The organism is Leptospira jelokensis, assembly GCF_004769635.1.
In the GTDB taxonomy this organism is placed as follows: domain Bacteria; phylum Spirochaetota; class Leptospiria; order Leptospirales; family Leptospiraceae; genus Leptospira_A; species Leptospira_A jelokensis.
This window is the reverse complement of sequence record NZ_RQGH01000007.1, coordinates 114,601-135,206: the sequence shown is the minus strand read 5'-3', so window position 1 is coordinate 135,206 and position 20,606 is coordinate 114,601. Positions and strand designations below refer to the sequence as shown.

The following is a 20,606-nucleotide window of genomic DNA, read 5'->3' as shown; positions in this document are numbered from 1 at the left end:
TTCGGGAGAATGCGCGTGCGAAAACCTGGGATTACACTTATGGCAGCACTTACGATTACATTACCCGATGGAAGTTCCAAAGAACTCGAATCAGGAAAGTCATTTTCTGATTTTATCCAAAACCAACTGCCTTTCTTAAAAGAGAAAGCTCTTGCCGTTGTTTTGTCCGATGGACGAACTGTTGATTTATCTTTTGTTCCGACCGAAAACACCACTGTAAAATTTCTCACCTTTGATGACAAAGAGGGAAAGGAAGTATTCCACCATTCCTCAGCCCATTTACTCGGGATGGCGGTCCAGAGGTTATGGCCTCATGCAAGGCTCACTGTGGGGCCTGTCATAGAAAACGGACCTGGGTTTTTCTTTTATGACATCGATTTTGGTGAAAGCATCATCACAGTGGATGATCTACCTAAAATTGAACAAGAAATGGCAAAAATTGTAAAAGAAGACCTAACTGTAAAACGTTGGGAACTTCCTAAAGAAGAAGCCATTCAGAAATTCAAACAAGAAAACGAACCATACAAAGTAGAGCTCATCCAAGGGTTTGATGCCGCATCGGTTTCGTTATATGGCCAAGGAGAATGGTATGACCTTTGTCGCGGCCCTCACGTTGCCCGCACAGGCCAACTCAAAGCCTTCAAACTCACTGCGATTTCTGGTGCGTATTGGAAGGGAGATTCCAAAAACAAACAACTCACTCGGATTTATGGAGTATCCTTTCCCACCAAAAAGCAGTTAGATGAATATACCTTTCTCATTGAAGAAGCAAAAAAAAGGGACCACAGAAAACTTGGGAAAGAACTCGACCTTTTTAGTTTCCAAGATGAAGCCCCAGGTTTTCCTTTTTGGCATCCGAAAGGAACGGTCCTTTGGAACACTCTTGCCTCTTATATCAGAGAAGAATGTTTTCGTCGTGGGTACCAAGAAATCAAAACCCCTGCGATCTTAAATTCTTCTCTTTGGAAAAAATCAGGCCACTGGGACAATTTTAAAGAAAACATGTACTTCACTGACATTGATGAAAGTGAGTTTGCCGTAAAGCCGATGAACTGCCCTGGGTGTTGTTTGATTTACAAATACCATATGCACTCGTATAGGGAACTGCCTCTCCGTTTTATGGAACTTGGGAATGTTCATCGGCATGAAATGTCTGGAGTTTTACATGGGCTCTTTCGAGTCCGTGCCTTCACACAAGACGATGCCCATATCTATGCGCCTCTTGAAAAGGTGGAATCAGAAGTAGAAGACATCATTGACTTTACATTTGATGTTTACAAAAAATTTGGTTTCACTGAATTCAAAACCTTCATTGCCACAAGGCCTGAAAAATCGCAAGGCAGTGATGAGGATTGGAACCTCGCCACACAAGCATTACACGACGCTTTGAAGAAAAAAGGAATCGAATATGGAATCAAAGAAGGGGACGGCGCTTTTTACGGACCTAAAATCGAATTCAATATCAAAGATTCCCTCGGTCGGCTTTGGCAATGTGGAACCGTTCAAATTGATTTTTCCATGCCGAATCGTTTCGAACTCGATTTCACAGCTTCCGATGGAAAAAAACATGCACCCGTCATGATCCACAGAGCGATTTATGGTTCTTTGGAACGATTCATTGGAATCCTCATTGAACACTTTGAAGGGAAATTCCCACTTTGGCTCAATCCAACACAAATCCGTGTTTTAACCGTGGCAGAATCTCATAGCGATTATGCGAAAGAAGTGTACCAAGATTTGGTGATGCAGGGGTTTCGTGTCGAGTTGGATGTGCGAAACGAAAAGATTGGAAGTAAAATTAGGGATTCCATCATAAAACGTAGCAGTTACACTCTCATCTTAGGAGACAAAGAGAAAGAAGCTGGTACAATCTCGTATCGACGTATGGGCGAAGAAAAAACGGATACAGTTTCTCGTGATGGATTCCTATCACTCCTCAAAGGGGAACTTAACTAAAGAAATTTCTTGACTAAGTTGTGAGGGAAGTTATCTTTCCCTCCAATGTCCAAGAGTCAAGTGTTGTCCACCTCAAAAGAACCAGTGACTCTTCATCTGGATCTTCCCATCCACCCGCCGTATGATGTCTGTGATGCGTATGATGCCATTCCCATGCGGTACCTTCCCATCACACCGGGAGTCACACTTGGTTGGAAGGTGAGCCGGATGCAATTTGTGGATGGTTTGGGCAAAGACGTTCTCTTTGATTGCCCCAACATTGTTTTCACTGGCGGTCAAAACGAATCCAACCAACCCGTTTCTTTTTATGTTGTGGCTGCTTTTTACGATGCAAGTGATAGGCTTTTGTCTTGCCAAACTTCCGAACACTCTGTCCATCCTTGGGAACGTTTTGATGTTCCAGGACTTTGGAGTCGATTTCCCTTTTCGATTTCCGAGATTGCCAGAGTTTCCCTTCGGATCACTCTCTCCAGTGCTTCCGCAGATCTCCTTTTCCCGAAGCCAAATTCGAACGTGTCGAACCATGCCAATCGAAAGGAATCCAAACGGGAATGGAACCGGGCAAACCAGGTTGTGGGTATACATGGATGGCAACATTGGAATCCCGGATCAGGGGATCTTTTGTATGCAACGGAACCACTTACCAAACAGAACCGCCTCAGGTTTCGGCTCGAACGGAGGGAAAACCAGGGTTTTCATTACCTAGCCCTTGTCCAATCCCTTGATCCCATCCGAGGGGATCGGAAATGGGACAACCTCATCCAGTATGTTTTGTATGATGGGACCGGGAGGATTTGCCATGGCGGATCCTGTATGGGAATGGGAAATCATGGAGAATACCTATCCCTTGTTCCCATTTTGCCTGAAATCCTGGAAAATAAATCCCTTTCGATCGAATATGTGGTCTGGGAAGGGCCAAGCGGAACGCTTTAGCCTTCGAACCAGTGCATTTGCAAAGAAATGTACTTGCGTGCCTCGTTTTTCATCCGAAATTGGAAATTGAAAGAAATTTCGGAGACTGAATGCAGAAACGGCCCAACCCTAGAGGGAACCCAAACCAAGATAAATTCGCCCACATCAGAATTAACGAACAAATTACCAATGTAGCATCGATCCGACTCGTCTCAGACGAAGGGTCTGACATCGTTACTCTGGAAGAAGCTCTGAGAAGGGCTAAGGAAGCTAACCTTGATTTGGTGGAAGTCTCGGGAGACCAAGATGTTCACGTCTGTAAGTTGATCGATTTTGGAAAATACAAATTCGAACTTCTTAAAAAAACAAAAGAAGCGAAAAAGAAACAACACGTTGTCACGGTGAAAGAAATCAAAATCCGCCCGCGGATTGATAACCATGACTTCGAAATTAAGAAGCGTCATGCTTTAGAATTCTTGCAAAAGGGTGATAAGGTAAAAGTGACACTTCGATTCCGAGGCAGAGAGATGGTTCACTCTGAAATCGGAATGAATATTGTTAACCGGTTTGTCGAGGACCTAAAAGAGCATGCCTCTCCCGAAAAAATGCCGGTACACGACGGAAAGACGATAGTGGTCGTGATGAACCCAATTAGTGAGAAAGCTAAAGGATAAAACAACTATGTATAAACTAAAAACAAACAGGGCAGCAGCGAAACGTTTTAAGTTTACCAAATCTGGTAAAATCAAACGTGGTTGCGCGTTCCGTAGACATATCTTGGAGAAAAAATCTCCTAAGATGAAACACCAAAGCCGTGGAATGCACCTCATCCATGAAACCGATTATAACCGTGTAGAAAAACTTCTACCTTACGGAGGTTAAACGATGCCACGTGCAGTCAACGGAACCATCCATAAGAATCGTAGAAAAAAAGTTCTCGCCAAAGCAAAAGGTTTTAGAGGCGGAAGATCCAAACTTTTTAGAACAGCAAAATCGGCTGTGATGAAAGCAGGTCAATGGGCATACCGTGACCGTAGAAAGAAAAAGTCTGAATTTAGAAAACTTTGGATCACACGTATCAATGCCGCTGTTAGAGAAAATGGAATGTCTTATTCAAAATTCATCCACGCTCTCAAAACCCACGGAATCAACTTAGACCGTAAGACATTGGCTGACCTTGCATACAACCACAAAGAAGTATTCAACGCCATCGTCGAAAAAACCAAAGTCGCTAAGTAAATTAGTGCTTGATTGGAATGGAATAGCTCGTCTATTCTATTCCATCGGATTGTTATCATGTTAAAAATCGAAACCATTGAAGAGCTAGAAAGTAAAGTTGTTAAGGCCCTCGAACTCATCCAGGACCTTAGGACAGAAAACGCACGCCTAGAGACGGAAAACGAATCCCTCCGCGCGGAAAACGACCAAATGAAGCTCGCAATGGAGGAAAAAGAACGTGAATTAAAGACATTACGTTCACAGCTCCAAGACGCGACGGACGAATTAAACCAACTACGAGAACGTGAAGGTTTGCTTGAGTCCAAAGTCCACCAACTGCTTGGAAGGTTGGATGGACTCCCAACAACAGGAAGTTCCACCCCGAAAGCCCAAACCCCACCACCAACGGAAAGCCCAGTGGCTCCAGTAGCAGCAGCGGCGGCAACTGCGGCAGTGGCACCAAGCCTGACTTCTGAAGATGACGACGAAATCATTTTACTCGATGAAGACGAATCAGAATTCCAAGCAGAAGAAGTTTTAGAAAAAACACCAGCTTCTGCATCTTTTGAAAAGGAAGAACTTGTTGTGGAATCAGAAGATGAAGTCCCAACAGTGGAAATTGATGAAGATGATGACATCATCATTGACGATGAAGATGAAGCAATCAGTGTTTTTGATGCGGATGATGATGACGACTTTCTCATCATAGAAGACGATCCAAAATAAATGATATGGCAGAATCTGCCCCAAATTCTCATAAAATAACCAAACAAATCTTTGGTGAAACATATACAATTGTTGGCGAAGCATCCTCGGGTTACATATCCGAGGTGGCCGACTATGTGGAATCTCGCCTATTAGAACTAGGAAAGGTTCTGCCCAATGCCTCTAAAACCAAATTGGCAGTGTTATGCGCTTTAAACCTTGCGGACGAGTTATTCCAAATGCGGGACCTGAATGCCAAATCGAGTATCAATCCTGAGTTGGAAGAACGAACCAAAAAAATCATCTCTCTATTAGAAGAGGGGATCATTGGGGATCATTTTTGAATCCAATCACCAAAAAAGACGCAAGGGAAATTCTAAAAAACAATATCGTCCAACTCACCGATCGTGAGGAAATTGAATCCGCCATCTTAAAACGTCTGTTCCCTCTTTTACAAGGCAAATCAAAGATCATTACTTATGTTCCTGATATGCAATTGGAAGTGGATGTACTACCTGTGATCGAATCCTCTCCTTTGCCAAGACCCACTGGATTCATCGAAGCCCGCCATTCCGCAAAATGGTACTTTCCCAAAGTGGAAACTGGGCATAGATTGCGATTCATTCGTCCTTTTTCCTTTGCCAAAGGCCCACATGGAATCATGGAACCGGTGGGAGATGAGGAGATTTCCGTAGAAGATGCGGATTTAATTTTGGTCCCGGCCCTAGGATTCCACCAGGATGGGTACCGATTGGGCCGAGGTGGTGGGTATTATGATCGCATCTTGGCATCTGTGGAAGTGCAAAAGAAAACCATCGGCTTTAGTTTTTCTAAATTTTTTCCCGTCCCATTCCTTTCAGAAAGTCACGATGTCAAAGTCGGAAAAATGATTACAGAATTTAAAATTCACTCGTTTTTCGATTGAATCCATGTAGGATTCTGACACGATTCGAAGAAGCATATGGACCAAGAAAAACTCCTTACATCCCTTGCAGAGAAAACCAAAATGGAACAAGAGTCTGATTTAGGAGACTTGGAACAGTTCCTCACTTTCACAATTGAGAAAGAATTTTTTGGGATCCGTCTGTTATTGGTTCATGAAATTTTAAAACCTGTTCTCATCACTCGTATTCCCAATGTAGACGATTATATTTTAGGAGTGATCAACCTGAGAGGAGAGATCATCCCCATCGTTGACCTCAAAAAAAGATTCCATTCTATCGATTCGGACATCCATCCGATTTCTCGTATTGTAGTGGTGATGTTAGAAGAAAAACGAATTGGGATTTTAGTAGATGAAGTCAAACAAGTGGTGAAAATCCAAAAAGACTTTATCAGTTATACCACGGATGACTTGTCGTTAAACTACAGTAAGATGGTAGAGTCGGTTTCGAGATACGAAGACCATTTGGTTTTGAATTTGGATTTGGAACAAATTGTAAATTTTGTTTCCTCCACAAAGTAAGGGATAAGGGATACGACATTGGCTGGAATTTTAGGTGAATACACAGAAGTTTTCCTGGAAGAATCCGAGGACCAAATTGAGGAACTCAATTCCAATTTGGTAAAACTGGAAAAAGATCATGAAAATCCAGAAATCATCAATGATATCTTTCGTGCTGCCCATTCTTTAAAAAGTTCTTCGGCCTTTGTGGGGTTGTACAATTTGTCCGACCTTGCTCATACAATGGAAAACCTTCTCCAAAAGATCAGAGAAGGGAGTTTGGAAATCAATGTTAAACTTGTTAATTTATTATTTGAATGTTTTGATTTGATCAAACAGGTGATCGAAGGTGTCGCCAATGGTGTAAAAGTGGAAACTCCTTTCCACGATATGATCAAAAAATTGCAAGATTATGAAGTTTCAGTTTCTTCTGGTAGTCCATCCGAAAAACCATCACAAAAGTTAGCGACCACCAAACAAAGTGCAGTTGCTCTGCCAACTGCACTTGGAAATTTAACAGAAGAAGAAATTTCCGAAATCAGAATGGCGTTAAAGGATGAAGACGGACTGTCTGCCTATACCGTAGACCTTCAATTAAAAAATGACACACCAATGCAGAACCTACGTTTGTTACTCATTTTGCAATCGGTCACACAGTCTGGTGTTGTCATCAAATGTAATCCTTCCGAAGAAGCTTTGGACAATGGACAGGGGAATTTTGCTTTATCCTTTGTCACTGTCACTAAAAACTCTAAAGACGAACTTTATGCACAGTGTAACATCGATATGGTGGAAACACTCACGGTAAATGAAATCGAACTGCCCGAAACGGAAATGGAAGCCCTTGAAAAGCGAGTGGATCTAACACCGGTGGCCCAAACAAATCCGATGGAAACGGTATCCTCTGATTTAGAAGAAAGGATCTCTTCAAAAGGCTCAGCCAATTTTGAAAAAGCCGTTACCGATTCCAAAGTGGTGATGAGGACAATCAAGGTTTCCTCCGACAAACTTGACCAACTCATGAATAATGTTGGGGAACTTGTGATCACCAACTCTGGATTCCAAAAGATCTATGATGATTTGGTGGCACAGTTTGGAGAAGATTCTCTCTTTAACGAACTGAAAGGGAAAATTGACCAAATCAATCGCATTTCCAAAGACTTACAAACAGGAATCATGAATATCCGAATGGTTCCGATTGGTTCCGTATTCAATCGGTTCACAAGGCTTATCCGTGATTTGTCACTTGAAACGGGGAAACAAGTCAACTTAGTCCTTCGCGGAGAAAATACTGAGTTAGATAAAAAAGTAATCGATGCCATTGGAGAACCACTCATCCATCTCATTCGTAATTCTGTTGATCATGGAATTGAATCACCCGAAGAACGAAAACTGGCTGGTAAGTCGGAAGAAGGGACAGTGGAACTCAATGCCTACCAAGGTGGTTCCAATATCCTGGTCGAAATTCGTGATGATGGAAAGGGCCTTAACAAAAACAAAATCCTGAAGAAAGCCATCGAACGTGGGTTAGTCACCGAAGCCGATTCCCAAAATTTATCCGAATCTGATATCTTTCAGTTTATCTTTGCTCCTGGTTTTTCCACTGCTGACAAAATTTCCGACATCTCTGGCCGTGGTGTCGGTATGAATGTTGTGAACAAACTCATCGAAGAGTTCAAAGGAAAAATCATAATCCATTCGGAAGAAGGAAAAGGATCGTCTTTTACCTTGTCTTTCCCACAAGCACTTGCCATCATCCCTTCCATCCTTGTGATTATGGAAGAAGAGGTGTATGCTTTCCCATTATCGGAAGTCTCAGAAACCATCAAAGTCAATTTAGACCAGATCACAACTCTGGAAGGCCACGAAATCATCAACTTACGTGGTGAAGTCTTACCAATTTATCGATTGAATCGTATTTTGGGTCTTGCTGACAAACAGGAAATGACAGAAGTTCCAGTTGTCATCGTAAACTACAAAACTCGAAAACTAGGATTTATGGTAGATGACCTAATTGGAAAACATGAAACCGTAATCAAGTCACTTGGAAAAAATTTCCAAGATGTCCAAGGGTTGACGGGCGCCACCATTATGGGAGATGGAACCATCATTTTAGTTTTGGATATCCCGGGCCTTGTGGAAATTGCCGCCGACAAAGTGGATTGGTCTGACAAAATCGTTTCTGGGGAGATGATGAAACGTTCGTCCACGATCCGTTCTCTTGAGATGTCTGATTCAGAATACATCTTTAAGTCAAACCATCCAACCAATCGTTACAATGCAAAATTGATTGAACTTAGGGCAAAAGACAAATCTCGCATCAAAAAAGAAAAACATAAAATCGAAAAACACATCATCGTTCCAAAAGAAGAAGTGTTTACGGAAGAACCTGTTACCAACGTAAAAATCACAACAGAAGTTGTGGCGAAGGAAAAGGCCACCAATGGGCATTCGGAAGATCACACCCATGCAGGAGATACGGCCACCTCCACACTCGTCCTCGACCACAAAACTGACGAAATCCATACGCTTGCAGACGTTGCAAAGATCGACAATGTCAAGTTAACCGAAAGAGAACAAGCCGCAGAAATCATCAAAGGATTTGTAGAACAAAAAGAAGAGCGTCTCAACCAAGTATCCGCTCTCAATACTGATGCGATCAATGAAATCATGTCTTCCAAAGACATCAAAAAATTAGAAAACATTGTGAATACTGGTATGATGAATGCTGGTGTCGTACTTTCTCAGTTAGTTGGTAAGGAAGTGGAGTTATTCATTCCTGAAATTAAGTTAACTGATAGAGATGGATTAGCAAAAGAATTCCGTTATTCCATGGATCAGTTTTTTGGAATGAAAATCCGAATGACCGGGGATTTAAACGGAAATTTACTGATGATGTTCTCTGAAGAAAATGGTTCCGAAATCGCAAAAGAACTATTAGGTTCAGAAGAAGCAAAATATGCAGATAACAGCACTCATAAATTGTCAGATGATATGATGTCTGTTTTATCTGAAATCTCCAATATCGTTTGTTCCAGTGTGATGAACTCACTTTCCAACAAATTAAAAAAAGAAATTTTACCTTCCGTTCCTGAAATGATTACGGGAAGTTTTATGGAAGTTGTGGACATCGTAAAACCAGAACGAACCAAGTTTTTGTCGATGCATACTGAATTCAATCACCAGGGAAGTAACTTAATTGGTGTTTTGGTATTCTTACCAGATTTTGACGAGTTAGTTGAGTTAATTCATAAATCATGAACAAAAAGCCAACCGTTGTGATCATTGATGACTCACTGCTTGTGAGAAATATATTGAGTGATGCCCTCACCAAAAAAGAGGAAATTTCTGTCATTGCTACAGGCAAAACAGGGATGGACTGCATTGAACTGGCAGAGAAACTAAAACCAGACTTTATCGTTTTAGACATAGAGATGCCAATTATGGATGGGTTAACAGCCCTTGCCGAAATCAAAAAAAAGAAACTGCCAAGCCATGTGATCATGTTGTCTGTTCTCACCCAACACGGAGCGGATGCTACGTTTAAGGCACTTGAACTAGGGGCAGTGGATTTCATCCCAAAACCTTCGAGTGGGAACCAGTTTTCTCCAGAAGACATCGCCGCCGTTTTATCTCTCAAAATCAAAGGGTTTTCAGACTCCAAACGAATAAGCCCGGAACCCGAATTGCGTCCGGATCGACCAGAACGTCAGATAAATAAAAGTTTTCAAAAACCGATCCAAGTAGAGGCTATCGGTATTGGCACTTCCACGGGAGGGCCAAAAGCGTTACAAACCGTTTTTGCAGGGATTCCAGCTGATTTTCCGAAGCCGATTTTTGTTGTGCAACATATGCCAGCAGGATTTACAAAGGCTTTTGCAGATAGATTGAATTCTTTGTCTAAAATACATGTGAAAGAAGCAGAACAGGGAGATTTGGTGCAGGTTGGTACTGCATACATTGCCCCTGGTGACTACCAAATGAAGGTAGTATCAAAAGGAAAAGACCGTATCATTGAACTCACTCACTCGGAACAAGTGAATGGCCATAGGCCGTCCATAGAAGTTTTGTTTGATAGTTTGGTGGAGTCTTATGGAGCAGACCATCTATTGTCCATGATCATGACAGGAATGGGTAAAGATGGATCACATGCCATCACAAACATACATTCAAAAGGTGGGATCACCTTGGCACAAAATGAAGCAACTTCTGTTGTGTATGGTATGAATCGTGTGGCAGTGGAGCTCGGGGGGATAGATTTTGTTCTCCCAGTTGAAGAATTAGTACCAAAAATGATTGAATTATTAAAGTCGAGAGGGAATTAACATGGCAAGAATTTTGGTTGTAGATGATGCAAAATTCATGAGAACGCTCGTAAAAGATGCGTTAGTTGGAGCAGGTCACGAAATCGTTGGTGAAGCAGAGAATGGTAATATTGCGGTGGAACAATACAAAAACCTCAAACCAGACTTAGTCACGATGGACATCACGATGCGTGAAAAAGATGGAATTGAAGCCACAAAAGAAATTATCAAATTTGATGCTTCTGCAAAAATCATTATGGTAACGGCTCTTGGCCAAGAAGACCTTCTGGCGAAAGCAATTAAAATGGGTGTAAAGGATTTCGTTGTGAAACCTTTCCCTCCAGAAAGATTGCAACAAGCAGCCGCTAAAGCATTAGGTTTATAAGTCGTGTCCCAAACCCCGGAGTTTATCGTCCGGTGGCAAAACCAGGACGGTGGGTTGACTGAAGGACCTTTAACGGTTTTATGGTCTCTGATTGATAGTTATAAGGTTGATATTTTTGAAGTCTCCCTTTCGCGTATCACATCTGATTTCATTCAATTTTTGAGAACGAGCCAATCCTTATCCATAGAACTGACATCTGAGTTTGCCGTAATGGCAGCTCATCTGGTTTACTTAAAATCAAAAGCTCTGCTTCCAGACCCTGGTTTCGAAGAAGAAGACTACGACCCACCTCTCCCCAAGGAACTTGTGGACAAACTTTTGGAACACAAAAAATTCCAAATGGCGGGCCAACGATTGGCGGAATTGGACAGATTGACCGCAGGTATGTTCACTCGTGAAACCAACCAGGTTTTAGACGAAACGGAAGTTTGGCTTGATGTGAGCCTTGTGGACTTAATTTCTGCCTTCAACTCAATCTTGGAACAAGAAAGTTCGAATGAAGAAGAGGAACTGGTGCCCATTTATGAGGGTGTGAGCCAGTTTTCGGTGGAAGACAAAATGGCTTATTTGCAGGATTTGATCCAAACTCGTGGTGAAATTCATTTTATGGATTTGTTTGAAAATGACAAACCAGAAAAAAAAGAAATCGTCGCAGCCTTCCTTGCCGTATTAGAAGTTGTTAAAATCCGAGTTTGCCGAGTGATCCAACACGCAGTTTTCGGAGAAATCAAAATAGTCAAGGTTTAGATCAATTTGGAAGAAAGAAACTATACAAAGGGCCTTCTTGAGGCACTTCTCTTTTTGTCTTCGGATCCAATCAAATTGTCAGCACTTGCCAAGTCTTGTGGAATTGAAAAAACAGAAGCAAGAGAACTTTTAGATGAACTCATCCTTGATTACCAAGAAAGGGAAGGTGGTTTTTTACTCCGCGAAATCGCAGGTGGATACCAATTCATCACAAACCAAAAGTACAGCGAAATCCTCTCTCATATTTTTAAAGATAAAAAAAGAGAAACTCTTTCTCGTGGAACCTTAGACACACTTGCCATCATTGCATACAAACAACCAATCACCTTAACGGAGTTAGATGAGATACGTGGGGTGTCTTCAAGAGCTATGGTCGCAAGCCTTATGTCTAAAAAATTGGTGAAAGCTGTTGGACAAAAAGAAGTTCCAGGAAGGCCAACATTGTATGGAACTACCAATGAATTTTTATTACACTTTGGCCTGAGTAAACTTACAGACCTTCCAACACCAGTGGAAGTGAAAGAACTCAAATTTGAAGATTTTTCGCCAGAGTCCATTATCGTCACGGAAGAAACAGAGATGAATCCAGACTTTGATTTGGATACACTTCCGGAAGAGTTAAAAGAAGAGAAAATAAATGAGTAATGCAGAAGAAGAATTAAAAAAACTCAGATCTGGCATTGACTCACTCGATTCTGAAATCATTGAACTCATCCAAAAACGAGCTGGGTTTGCGCAGGAAATTGGTCGTGTGAAAAAAGAATCGGGTGGTCCTATTTATCGACCCGACCGTGAAAAAGATGTGTATGAGAAGGTAACAAAATTATCAAATGGACCACTCCCAGCATCTGTAATCCGAGCCATTTACCGTGAAATGATGTCTGGAACCATTGCCTTAGAACACCCGTTAAAGATTGGTTTTTTAGGTCCAGAAGGAAGTTTTTCTCATTCAGCACTTCGTTCAAAATTTGGAACTTCCATTGAAGCAGTTCCTCAAACTTCAATTCCAGATGTCTTCCGCATGGTAGAAGAAGAAAAATTGGATTATGGGGTCGTACCTGTTGAAAATTCAACAGAAGGGCAGGTGAGTTCCACTTTGGATATGTTTTTAGAAACAGATCTTCTCGTATATTCAGAGTTATACCAAAAAATTTCATTTTCCTTATTGGGTTTTGAAACAGATCTTGCAGCGGTGAAACGAATTTATGGTATTCGAATCGGAAATGAACAATGCCGAAATTGGATATCGGCCAATTTACCCAATGTTGAAGTTGTGGACACATCTTCCACTGCAATGGCTGCAAAATTGGTTTCAGAACGAAAAGATGGTCTCGCCATTGCCTCCAAAATTGCGGGTGAAATATACAATTTAAATGTAATTGCCGATGGAATTGAAGATTATGCAGGGAATACAACTCGGTTTTTGGTGATTGGAAAAACAGAATCCCCACAAACCAAAGAAGATAAAACTTCCATTGTATTTTCCATCCCAAACCAAACAGGTTCCTTGTTTCAAATTCTAAAAACCTTTCACGATGCATCAGTGAATCTAACTAAGATTGAATCAAGGCCTCTCAAACGAAACTTGTGGGAATACCATTTTTTCATCGATTTTATTGGTCACAAATCAGATCCAAAAATCAAAAGCCTTCTGGAAACTGTGAAATCACAGTGTACGATTTTTAAATTACTTGGATCTTATCCCACTGCGGGATCTTTTCCCACATGAAGTTGGACCAAGTTTTAATTTATGGAATGGGCCTTATGGGTGGTTCCTTAGCTCTTGCGATACAAGAGAAGTATCCCAACGCAGAAATTTCAGCAATTGTTCGTTCCGAAAAAAGTAAAAAATCAATTTTAGATAAACATTTAGCCCATCATGTTTATACCGTTGTAGAATCCACCTCTATCCAATGGAATGAGTATGATTTGGTTGTGTTTAGTACTCCGGTCGCAACGTTATTAGAAATTATACCTAGTTTGCCAATATCAGGGGAAACAATCTTTATCGATTTGGGTTCCACCAAACAAACGATCGTTGACGCAGTAGACAAACACTTCAATGGAAACCAACACAATTACATCTCAACCCATCCCATGTGTGGATCTGAACAAACAGGTCCTGAATCAGCTGTTCCTGGTTTGTATCGTGATAAACTTTGTATCCTTACCAAACCAAAGATGGCAAGAGAAACTGTAATGGAATCGGTAAAAGGTTTTTGGGAATCCATTGGTTCTTGGACCATTCCTATGGATGCGAAAAGCCACGACGAAACATTAGCATATGTATCCCATTTGCCACATGTAGTATCCACCATCCTTGTCAATGTTGCGGGAAACAACAAAACCACAATGGAACAAGTAACATCCATCGCAAAACCGATTACAGGTGGGGGGTTTCGTGACATGTCAAGGATCGCTGGATCCAATGCAGAAATGTGGACTTCGATATTCAAAGAAAATAGGTATTTCCTTCAAAATTCGATAGATGATTTTATCAAACAACTAACTGAATTTCGCAATTTGTTTTTGGAGGAAGATGGTTTGGAACCATCCAAAATCCATTCCATTTGGGACTTAGCCCTTAAACAAAAAGAAACCATTCAAAAAACAAAATGAAGTTTTTAAAAAACATTCAAAAATTAAGCGGTTGTCGGGCGGCGATCTTAACAAACCAAAGTGCCTTTGGTTACCAAGGCACATACCACTTCCAAACCTATTCAAAAATTTTTGATCTTAAAACAATATTTTTACCAGAACATGGATTGTTTGCAGAACTCCAAGACCAAGTGAGCGGTGATGAGTTGTCTTATCTCTTTGGAAACATGCAAATTGTAAATTTGTATGGCAAAGAAGAAAGTAGTTTGGTTCCACCTCGGGATTCGTTAAAAGACATAGACCTTGTCATCATTGATATTAAAGATGTGGGTTCAAGATATTATACGTTTTTGACCACGGCTTATTATATATTAGAAGAACTTTCGAAACTAAAAAAAGAAACTGGCAAAGCTCCGATATTTTTAGTCATCGATTCTCCAAATCCCATAGGAACTAAAGTGGAAGGAAGTCCGTTAGAGGAAACCTATCAGTCGTTTGTGGGTGTGAAGTCTGTTTTACATCGTCATGGACTCACTCCTGGTGGATTACTTTCTTATTATAATGAATCCTTTCATCTGAATGTGGATGTTGTCGTGGTTCCTGTTGGAGTGATCCATCCAAAAAAAAATCCATCCTTTTTATGGGTTCCACCATCTCCTAACATTCCAACACAAAATACATGTTATGTGTATCCTGGGATGTGTTTATTGGAAGGAACCAATCTTTCGGAAGGTAGGGGAACAACGAAACCTTTTGAAACATTTGGAGCACCTTACCTTCTTGGAAAAGAAAAGATAGAATTGGACAAACGGTTGTCTAACCACCAAAAAGGAAGGTTTCAATTACGAAACTTACGTTTTTTGCCCACCTTTCACAAACATGTGGGTGTCATTTGTGAAGGATACCAACTGATGGTAACCAAACCAAAACAATTCCATTCTCTTTACTTTACGTTGTTTTTCTTAAAACAATTAGGGGAATTGTTCCCTGGTCAGTTTTCTTATTTAAAGGGTGTTTATGAGTTTCGTTCAGATCGTCCTGCGATCGAGTTACTTGTGGGGGATCGTTTTTTATTGGAATACTTGGCGGGCAAACATTCCGAATCTCTCTTAGAATCCTATTTCAACGAAAAAGAAACTGATTGGTTGAAAACGATAAAACCCTACCGGTACTAAATTTTTTTATTAAATTGGTGTTGCAGACCGACTAATGATTAGGTATACAATGACCATGACAAATCTGTTTCGAACCATCATTCTATTTTCCCTAATGACTACACTTTTTACCAACTGTGGTTACAACCGTATCCAAGAATTGGATGAGGAAGTGACTGCCTCTTGGGCAGAGGTTTTAAACCAATACAAAAGAAGGGCTGACTTAGTCCCTAATTTAGTTTCCGCCGTGAAAGGTTTTGCCAACCAAGAAAAAGACATCATGAAAGGAATTGCTGATGCCAGAGCAAAAATTGGTTCTATCCAAGCAACGCCTGAGCTCATCAACAACCCTGAGAGCTTAAAACAATTTGACCAAGCACAAGGACAACTAGGTTCTGCGTTATCAAGACTTCTTATGATCCAAGAAAACTACCCACAACTTAAGTCGGACCAACATTTTTCTGACTTGATGGCCCAATTGGAAGGAACTGAAAACCGTATCACAGTGGCAAGGAACCGATTTATCAAGGCAACAAAGGAATTCAATGTGTACATCCGCCAGTTCCCCGCTGTCCTTACTGCAAAAGCATTTGGATATGAAGCCAAAGCTACCTTCACTGTCGAAGACCAAAAGACAATTGAGAATGCACCCAAAGTAGAATTCTAAAACAATCACAAAGTAAAAATCCAGAAGAGAGGTCCGTTCTCTTTCTTTTGGAAACTGGGAAAAAGGTCTCTCGTGCATTTGCCATGGGAGACCTTTTTATTTTTAATCCTTAGGAAGGTTCAAATCTTTGGAGTTTGTATTACCTATCTTGTTAGAATTGGAAATACAAAAAGGGACTAGAAACAGTAACACTATAAATGATAAACGATGTTACATAGAGCAAAATGCATGTAGGGATGAGAAAGTACAAATTGTCCGTGATAAAGGCAAATCGGTCTTCCTTTTGATCCTGCATGATATCTACAAAAAATAAAAATCCCACAAGGAGCACCAAACTCAAACTCATTTGAGGCCAACCACCGGCAGCTCCCGTGAAAGCGCGTTCTAACATGATGTTTGTGATTCCCATTCCAGTAGGAACTTCTGGGGTGGCTTTTGCTCGGAAGAAAAAACAGGATAAAACAAAAATTCCCACCGGGTAAATTGGTTGGATGGATTTTGGCACTTTGTTCCAGGCACTCCGCATGGTTTCAAATTTAAACACAAACTTTTCCACCACCATCATTGTGGAGTGGAGGGTCCCCCAAAAAACAAAGGTCCAATCGGCACCATGCCAGATCCCAGAAACAAAGGTTGTGATGAATAGGTTTACGTAAGCTAATATTTCACCTCGTCTATTTCCACCTAACGTAATATAAACGTAATCTCGTAACCAAGAGCTAAAGGAAATATGCCACCGCCTCCAAAGTTCGCTGAGTGTTCCGGATAAAAACGGCCTGTCGAAGTTTTTTGGAATATGGAAACCAAGAATCCTTGCAGTTCCTATGGCAATGTCGGAATAACCCGAAAAATCACAATAAATCTGTACAGCGAAGAGGATTGCTGCAATCCACATTGCGATCCAATTGTATTCAGTAGGATTTGCATAGATAGGATCGATGACATAGGAAACTGGATCTGCGATAAAAGTTTTTTTAAAGATCCCCCAAAAGAGTTGTTTTAACCCTTGTTTGAGATTTTCTTTTGTAAACTCTTTGGAATCTAAAAATTGATGTAAAACGTCACTTGCACGCAGGATCGGGCCAGCCACAAGTTGTGGGAAAAAAGATAAAAAGAGTCCGAAGTGGAAAATGGATTTTGCCCTTTCCACTACACCTTTGTAAACATCAACTGCATAGGATACTGCTTGTAATGTAAAAAAACTAATCCCCATTGGAAGTAAAATTCCAGACTTTTGTACAAACTCCGGATCACATGGGGTAAAAGAAAAAGTTTGGTTCCAAACTGTAATGGAGAAATCCAAATACTTAAACAAAAATAATAAACTCAAATTACTCCAAACAGCAACATTTAACCATAAAATCCTTTTTGATTTGGGGTTTGTTTCTTCCATGTAATCCACACTGAGTTTTGTGATGACAAATGAAAAAACGAGTAAAATCAAAAATGGTATCCGAAAGATTGCATAGAAATATAAACTAACAATGAATAACCATAAACCTTGGAATCGTTTAGGGATTAAAAAATAAACAAAAATTACGATTGGTGCAAATAGTAAATAATGAACGGAATTAAAAAGCATTTGGTTTCGTTTCCTTTAAAGCGGATCGAATGGATTCAGAAGCCCAAAGATTCCCAAGTTTTGTTAGGTGGCCATCACCTGGAATATAATAATCTTGGATACCGGCTTTTTTTGTCTGACCATGGAAGGTAAATTCGCGGCCACACATTGTATCCGTGTAGGGTAGGATGTCCAAGGTTTTGATACCTTTTTTGTTTAGGTATTGTTTGGCTCTTAGAGCATAATTGCCTAAGGCATTGTATTTGCCGATCTGGCGACAATACACTTCTTCAATTTGCATCGGTAAAATGACAGGAACAAATTCATATCCTTTTTCTTTCGAATATGCGATCATTTGGTCGTAGGCCCTCGTTGTTGTTTCAGGGAGTGGCTCTAAATCATTTGGGTCAACGGGTGAATCAGAACAAACAATTTGTAAATTGGGGATCGCAGTTGGACAAATAAAATTTTCTTTGTCTTCGCAGGATTGTTTTTTGACCGGGACAAAAAATGATTCATTCAGATACACTAATGGTGATTCGGTGATTTGTTTCGAATCCATAGAAATGATGTATTTGGTTTGGGCAAATTTTACTTTTGTTTGTTCGTATGCAAGTTTTAAGGCTTGTAAGAGGTAGGAAATACGAGTGAGTTCAAATTGAAGGTGGAACTTTTTTTTCCACTCTTCATCATTTTCATGTAAGGCATCATTTTCATCATCAGGTAAGATCCCTTGTGCACGTAACTCCTCAGGCATGGTGAAATCATTGGGTGATATAAAAAAAAGTACTTTTTTGATATTGTCTATTTTTCCTGAGAGGTCTTTCAGTCGTTTGTAAGAACCTAGCGAACCATAAGCATCCACGCCAAAATTCAAACTTTGGTATGTGATTCCATTTTCTTCGTATCCATCGAGTAACGAACAAAATGTATCTTCATCTGAAACACCAAACCCCATCACAAGGCTATCTCCTAGACAAACTAGTTTTGGTTTGTTTGCGGTGGGTTCCGAAAGGCCCCGGAGTCCAAAGGAATTGGTAGTAAACTGGCCTTGCCAAAGGTCTGCATAGTGGCGAACAAAACGGCTTTCGTTTGGTGCGAGTGTCACTCCATACTCAGGATGGTAAGCATGCAACAATTTGACATCACGGTAATAACGCAAAGCAGGAGGATTGGCAAGTCGAAAGACTACTTCTAAAGAGAGTAGGGCGAACGGGAAAAATAGGACAATGGCTCCCCATCGTTTCCAGTTTTGGATCATATCCCTCTAAACTTTCGAAAACGGGTTAGGAATCAAGCATTTCTATTGGGAGTTTTGGTAGTCCTTCGCGATCGCTCGGGCAAAAAGTTCCGCCAAATCTTCATCTGGGTGACCATCACCGGGAATGTAGATTTGTTTTTTTTGGGCAAACTGGATTTCGGTTTCGCGTCGAAGGTCGATGGTTTTCAGTTTCTGCGTTGTAAAAAAAACATTTGTTTGGTCATAATTGGGATCCTTTGTGTCGGGTGTTCCATTCGGAGCCATCCCCCAAGAGAATACAATCCTGAATCGTTCCTTGTCCTTCGAAGTTTTTGATAAAAAGTTTTTTAAAAGCAAATAGGTGACATGATCACTCGGATAAAGTTTGGGTGATCCTTCGTAGGCATTGGCTTTTGGAGAACGAATGGCGTAATTGTACAAAACAGAGAAACGTGATAGGTAAAAATGAATGGGGTAAATGAGTTTACGAATTCCTTTTTTTTCTCTTTCATCATCGATGAAATCAGACGGATTCCAAATCCAATAGATATGCGTTGGTTTGCCTTCTACATTGGTACTTTGGTTACCATCTAAATAGAGAGACAAAATTCCATTGGTTCCAATTGCATCCACTGCAAGGACACGAGTTTGGATATTGAATTGATTTTCCAATTGGGATGCTATGGATTTTTCGGAAGGCAATCCATAACCCATCGACATCGAGTCGCCAATTAACCAAACTTTGGCGGTCGAATTCGCTATTTTGTCTTTTTTGACGATCCTTTCCCCCAATTGATTGGTTTGGATATCCCAAGGTTTTCCATCTCTTCGCGTGAAGGTTTCGTTAACTTCCGGGCATAAACGAATTTGGATTAAGTTTTGCAGGCAATGGATTTGTTTGTAACGAAGTTCTTCATTGAGTTGAGGGAATCTAATCCGAACAAATCCTTCTCCGAGTAGGAGAAGGAAAAAAATTCCGAAACATATTTTAAATTTAAAGGATTTTTTCAATGAGTAAGTAAAAGAAAGATAAATTGCCGATATAGAGGACCATCACTAAGAAACCCATCGCAACTTGTAATGGATAAAAAGAATAGGAAAAACCTTGGTAAGCAAGGTATGCTGTGATTCCTAAGATCATTTCTGGTAGTAAAACATAAAAGGCAACATGGCCCCACATCTTTACATTTTGTGCATACCAGGAACCAAAAATCCACATGGTAGCTTCCGATGTTCCAAAGATTACCAAACTCACGATTCCCACCCAAATCACAGTGCCTACGATGGAAACTGACCTCTCTTCCAATTTGATGCCAGTATAAACGGAGATAAAAAGTGGGATGACCCAAAGGCCTGCCATATAACCAGACACAGTCCCAATTTTGGCAAATCCATCTTCTGGAAACACTAAGATCTGTAAGACGGCAGATAAAAACCAATCTGGAAACACCATAAAAATAGAAAGGGGAACTAAAAATTTCCAAATGCGATACGGTGTATGCCAATGCAGGAGTAAAGAGAGAGCAACAAAGCTAATATGGAAAAAGGCTGTGAGTCCAGCGATTTTCACTCCTGCTTCATACGGCGAATGAAAAAGAACAATTCCTGATAGGATGCTAAATACAAAAAAGTAAATCGCGAGTAAAAATTCTTCGGATAGGACCTTCGGTTTCATCGCTTTCGAATTAGAATGAATGGAATGGGAAAGGCAAGCC

Annotated in this window: 22 protein-coding genes; 18 read left to right on the top strand and 4 right to left on the bottom strand. The window is 40.6% G+C overall.

All coding sequences use genetic code 11. From position 1 onward, the window contains the following. Positions 1 to 39: 39 nt before the first annotated feature. From thrS to EHQ62_RS01700, 18 genes are all read left to right on the top strand, one after another. The gene (gene thrS / locus EHQ62_RS01785) at positions 40 to 1,956 is read left to right on the top strand and encodes a threonine--tRNA ligase (RefSeq protein ID WP_135640648.1); all 1,917 of its coding nucleotides are present in this window, start codon (positions 40 to 42) and stop codon (positions 1,954 to 1,956) included. Positions 1,957 to 2,001: 45 nt separating this feature from the next. After that, positions 2,002 to 2,889, top strand: coding sequence for a hypothetical protein (locus tag EHQ62_RS01780; protein WP_135640532.1), 888 nt, complete (start codon positions 2,002 to 2,004; stop codon positions 2,887 to 2,889). Between the two features lie 89 nt (positions 2,890 to 2,978). Next, entirely contained in the window at positions 2,979 to 3,542 is a 564-nt protein-coding gene (infC, locus tag EHQ62_RS01775) for a translation initiation factor IF-3 (RefSeq protein WP_004786692.1), read from the top strand. A 7-nt stretch (positions 3,543 to 3,549) separates the two neighbouring features. Then, positions 3,550 to 3,750, top strand: coding sequence for a 50S ribosomal protein L35 (gene rpmI, locus EHQ62_RS01770; RefSeq protein ID WP_002988170.1), 201 nt, complete (start codon positions 3,550 to 3,552; stop codon positions 3,748 to 3,750). 3 nt (positions 3,751 to 3,753) lie between these two features. Then, entirely contained in the window at positions 3,754 to 4,107 is a 354-nt protein-coding gene (gene rplT, locus EHQ62_RS01765; RefSeq protein ID WP_002975326.1) for a 50S ribosomal protein L20, read from the top strand. A gap of 57 nt (positions 4,108 to 4,164) precedes the next feature. Beyond that, on the top strand, positions 4,165 to 4,812 hold the full coding sequence (locus EHQ62_RS01760) for a hypothetical protein (RefSeq protein WP_135640531.1): 648 nt from the start codon (positions 4,165 to 4,167) through the stop codon (positions 4,810 to 4,812). A gap of 5 nt (positions 4,813 to 4,817) precedes the next feature. Next, a complete protein-coding gene (locus tag EHQ62_RS01755) occupies positions 4,818 to 5,135 on the top strand; it encodes a cell division protein ZapA (protein WP_135640530.1) in 318 nt (105 codons plus the stop codon). Further along, on the top strand, positions 5,132 to 5,716 hold the full coding sequence (locus tag EHQ62_RS01750) for a 5-formyltetrahydrofolate cyclo-ligase (RefSeq protein WP_135640529.1): 585 nt from the start codon (positions 5,132 to 5,134) through the stop codon (positions 5,714 to 5,716). The genes EHQ62_RS01755 and EHQ62_RS01750 overlap by 4 nt, the downstream gene beginning before the upstream one ends. A gap of 36 nt (positions 5,717 to 5,752) precedes the next feature. Beyond that, positions 5,753 to 6,256 (top strand): chemotaxis protein CheW, encoded by a 504-nt coding sequence (locus EHQ62_RS01745; RefSeq protein WP_135640528.1) that lies wholly within the window; start codon positions 5,753 to 5,755, stop codon positions 6,254 to 6,256. A gap of 18 nt (positions 6,257 to 6,274) precedes the next feature. After that, complete coding sequence (locus tag EHQ62_RS01740) at positions 6,275 to 9,496, top strand: chemotaxis protein CheW (protein WP_135640527.1); 3,222 nt, start codon at positions 6,275 to 6,277, stop codon at positions 9,494 to 9,496. Further along, positions 9,493 to 10,560 (top strand): protein-glutamate methylesterase/protein-glutamine glutaminase, encoded by a 1,068-nt coding sequence (locus EHQ62_RS01735; protein ID WP_135640526.1) that lies wholly within the window; start codon positions 9,493 to 9,495, stop codon positions 10,558 to 10,560. The genes EHQ62_RS01740 and EHQ62_RS01735 overlap by 4 nt, the downstream gene beginning before the upstream one ends. A 1-nt stretch (position 10,561) precedes the next feature. Continuing rightward, positions 10,562 to 10,924, top strand: coding sequence for a response regulator (locus EHQ62_RS01730; RefSeq protein WP_002975323.1), 363 nt, complete (start codon positions 10,562 to 10,564; stop codon positions 10,922 to 10,924). Between the two features lie 3 nt (positions 10,925 to 10,927). After that, positions 10,928 to 11,671 (top strand): segregation and condensation protein A, encoded by a 744-nt coding sequence (locus EHQ62_RS01725; RefSeq protein WP_135640525.1) that lies wholly within the window; start codon positions 10,928 to 10,930, stop codon positions 11,669 to 11,671. A gap of 6 nt (positions 11,672 to 11,677) precedes the next feature. Continuing rightward, on the top strand, positions 11,678 to 12,316 hold the full coding sequence (gene scpB / locus EHQ62_RS01720; protein WP_135640524.1) for an SMC-Scp complex subunit ScpB: 639 nt from the start codon (positions 11,678 to 11,680) through the stop codon (positions 12,314 to 12,316). After that, positions 12,309 to 13,400, top strand: coding sequence for a prephenate dehydratase (pheA, locus tag EHQ62_RS01715; RefSeq protein ID WP_135640523.1), 1,092 nt, complete (start codon positions 12,309 to 12,311; stop codon positions 13,398 to 13,400). The genes scpB and pheA overlap by 8 nt, the downstream gene beginning before the upstream one ends. Continuing rightward, positions 13,397 to 14,290 carry a prephenate dehydrogenase gene (locus tag EHQ62_RS01710; protein WP_135640522.1) on the top strand — a complete coding sequence of 298 codons (894 nt, stop codon included), beginning with the start codon at positions 13,397 to 13,399 and terminating at the stop codon, positions 14,288 to 14,290. The genes pheA and EHQ62_RS01710 overlap by 4 nt, the downstream gene beginning before the upstream one ends. Beyond that, positions 14,287 to 15,444 (top strand): DUF1343 domain-containing protein, encoded by a 1,158-nt coding sequence (locus tag EHQ62_RS01705; RefSeq protein WP_135640521.1) that lies wholly within the window; start codon positions 14,287 to 14,289, stop codon positions 15,442 to 15,444. Before EHQ62_RS01710 ends, EHQ62_RS01705 begins: the two co-directional genes overlap by 4 nt. 55 nt (positions 15,445 to 15,499) lie before the next feature. Beyond that, positions 15,500 to 16,090, top strand: coding sequence for a LemA family protein (locus EHQ62_RS01700; protein WP_135640520.1), 591 nt, complete (start codon positions 15,500 to 15,502; stop codon positions 16,088 to 16,090). Positions 16,091 to 16,241: 151 nt separating this feature from the next. Here EHQ62_RS01700 and EHQ62_RS01695 read toward each other — a convergent pair whose 3' ends face one another. Genes EHQ62_RS01695 through EHQ62_RS01680 form a run of 4 tightly spaced genes read right to left on the bottom strand, consistent with a single transcriptional unit; the run spans position 16,242 to position 20,566 of the window. Next, on the bottom strand, positions 16,242 to 17,672 hold the full coding sequence (locus EHQ62_RS01695; protein ID WP_135640519.1) for an MBOAT family O-acyltransferase: 1,431 nt from the start codon (positions 17,670 to 17,672) through the stop codon (positions 16,242 to 16,244). Continuing rightward, positions 17,662 to 18,912 carry an LA_2490 family SGNH/GDSL-type esterase gene (locus EHQ62_RS01690; protein ID WP_135640518.1) on the bottom strand — a complete coding sequence of 417 codons (1,251 nt, stop codon included), beginning with the start codon at positions 18,910 to 18,912 and terminating at the stop codon, positions 17,662 to 17,664. The genes EHQ62_RS01695 and EHQ62_RS01690 overlap by 11 nt, the downstream gene beginning before the upstream one ends. Before the next feature lie 42 nt (positions 18,913 to 18,954). After that, positions 18,955 to 19,902: an LA_2486 family SGNH/GDSL-type esterase gene (locus tag EHQ62_RS01685; protein WP_208720598.1), complete on the bottom strand. Its 948-nt coding sequence runs from the start codon at positions 19,900 to 19,902 to the stop codon at positions 18,955 to 18,957. After that, entirely contained in the window at positions 19,886 to 20,566 is a 681-nt protein-coding gene (locus EHQ62_RS01680; protein WP_135640517.1) for a DUF6989 domain-containing protein, read from the bottom strand. The genes EHQ62_RS01685 and EHQ62_RS01680 overlap by 17 nt, the downstream gene beginning before the upstream one ends. Positions 20,567 to 20,606: the final 40 nt, after the last annotated feature.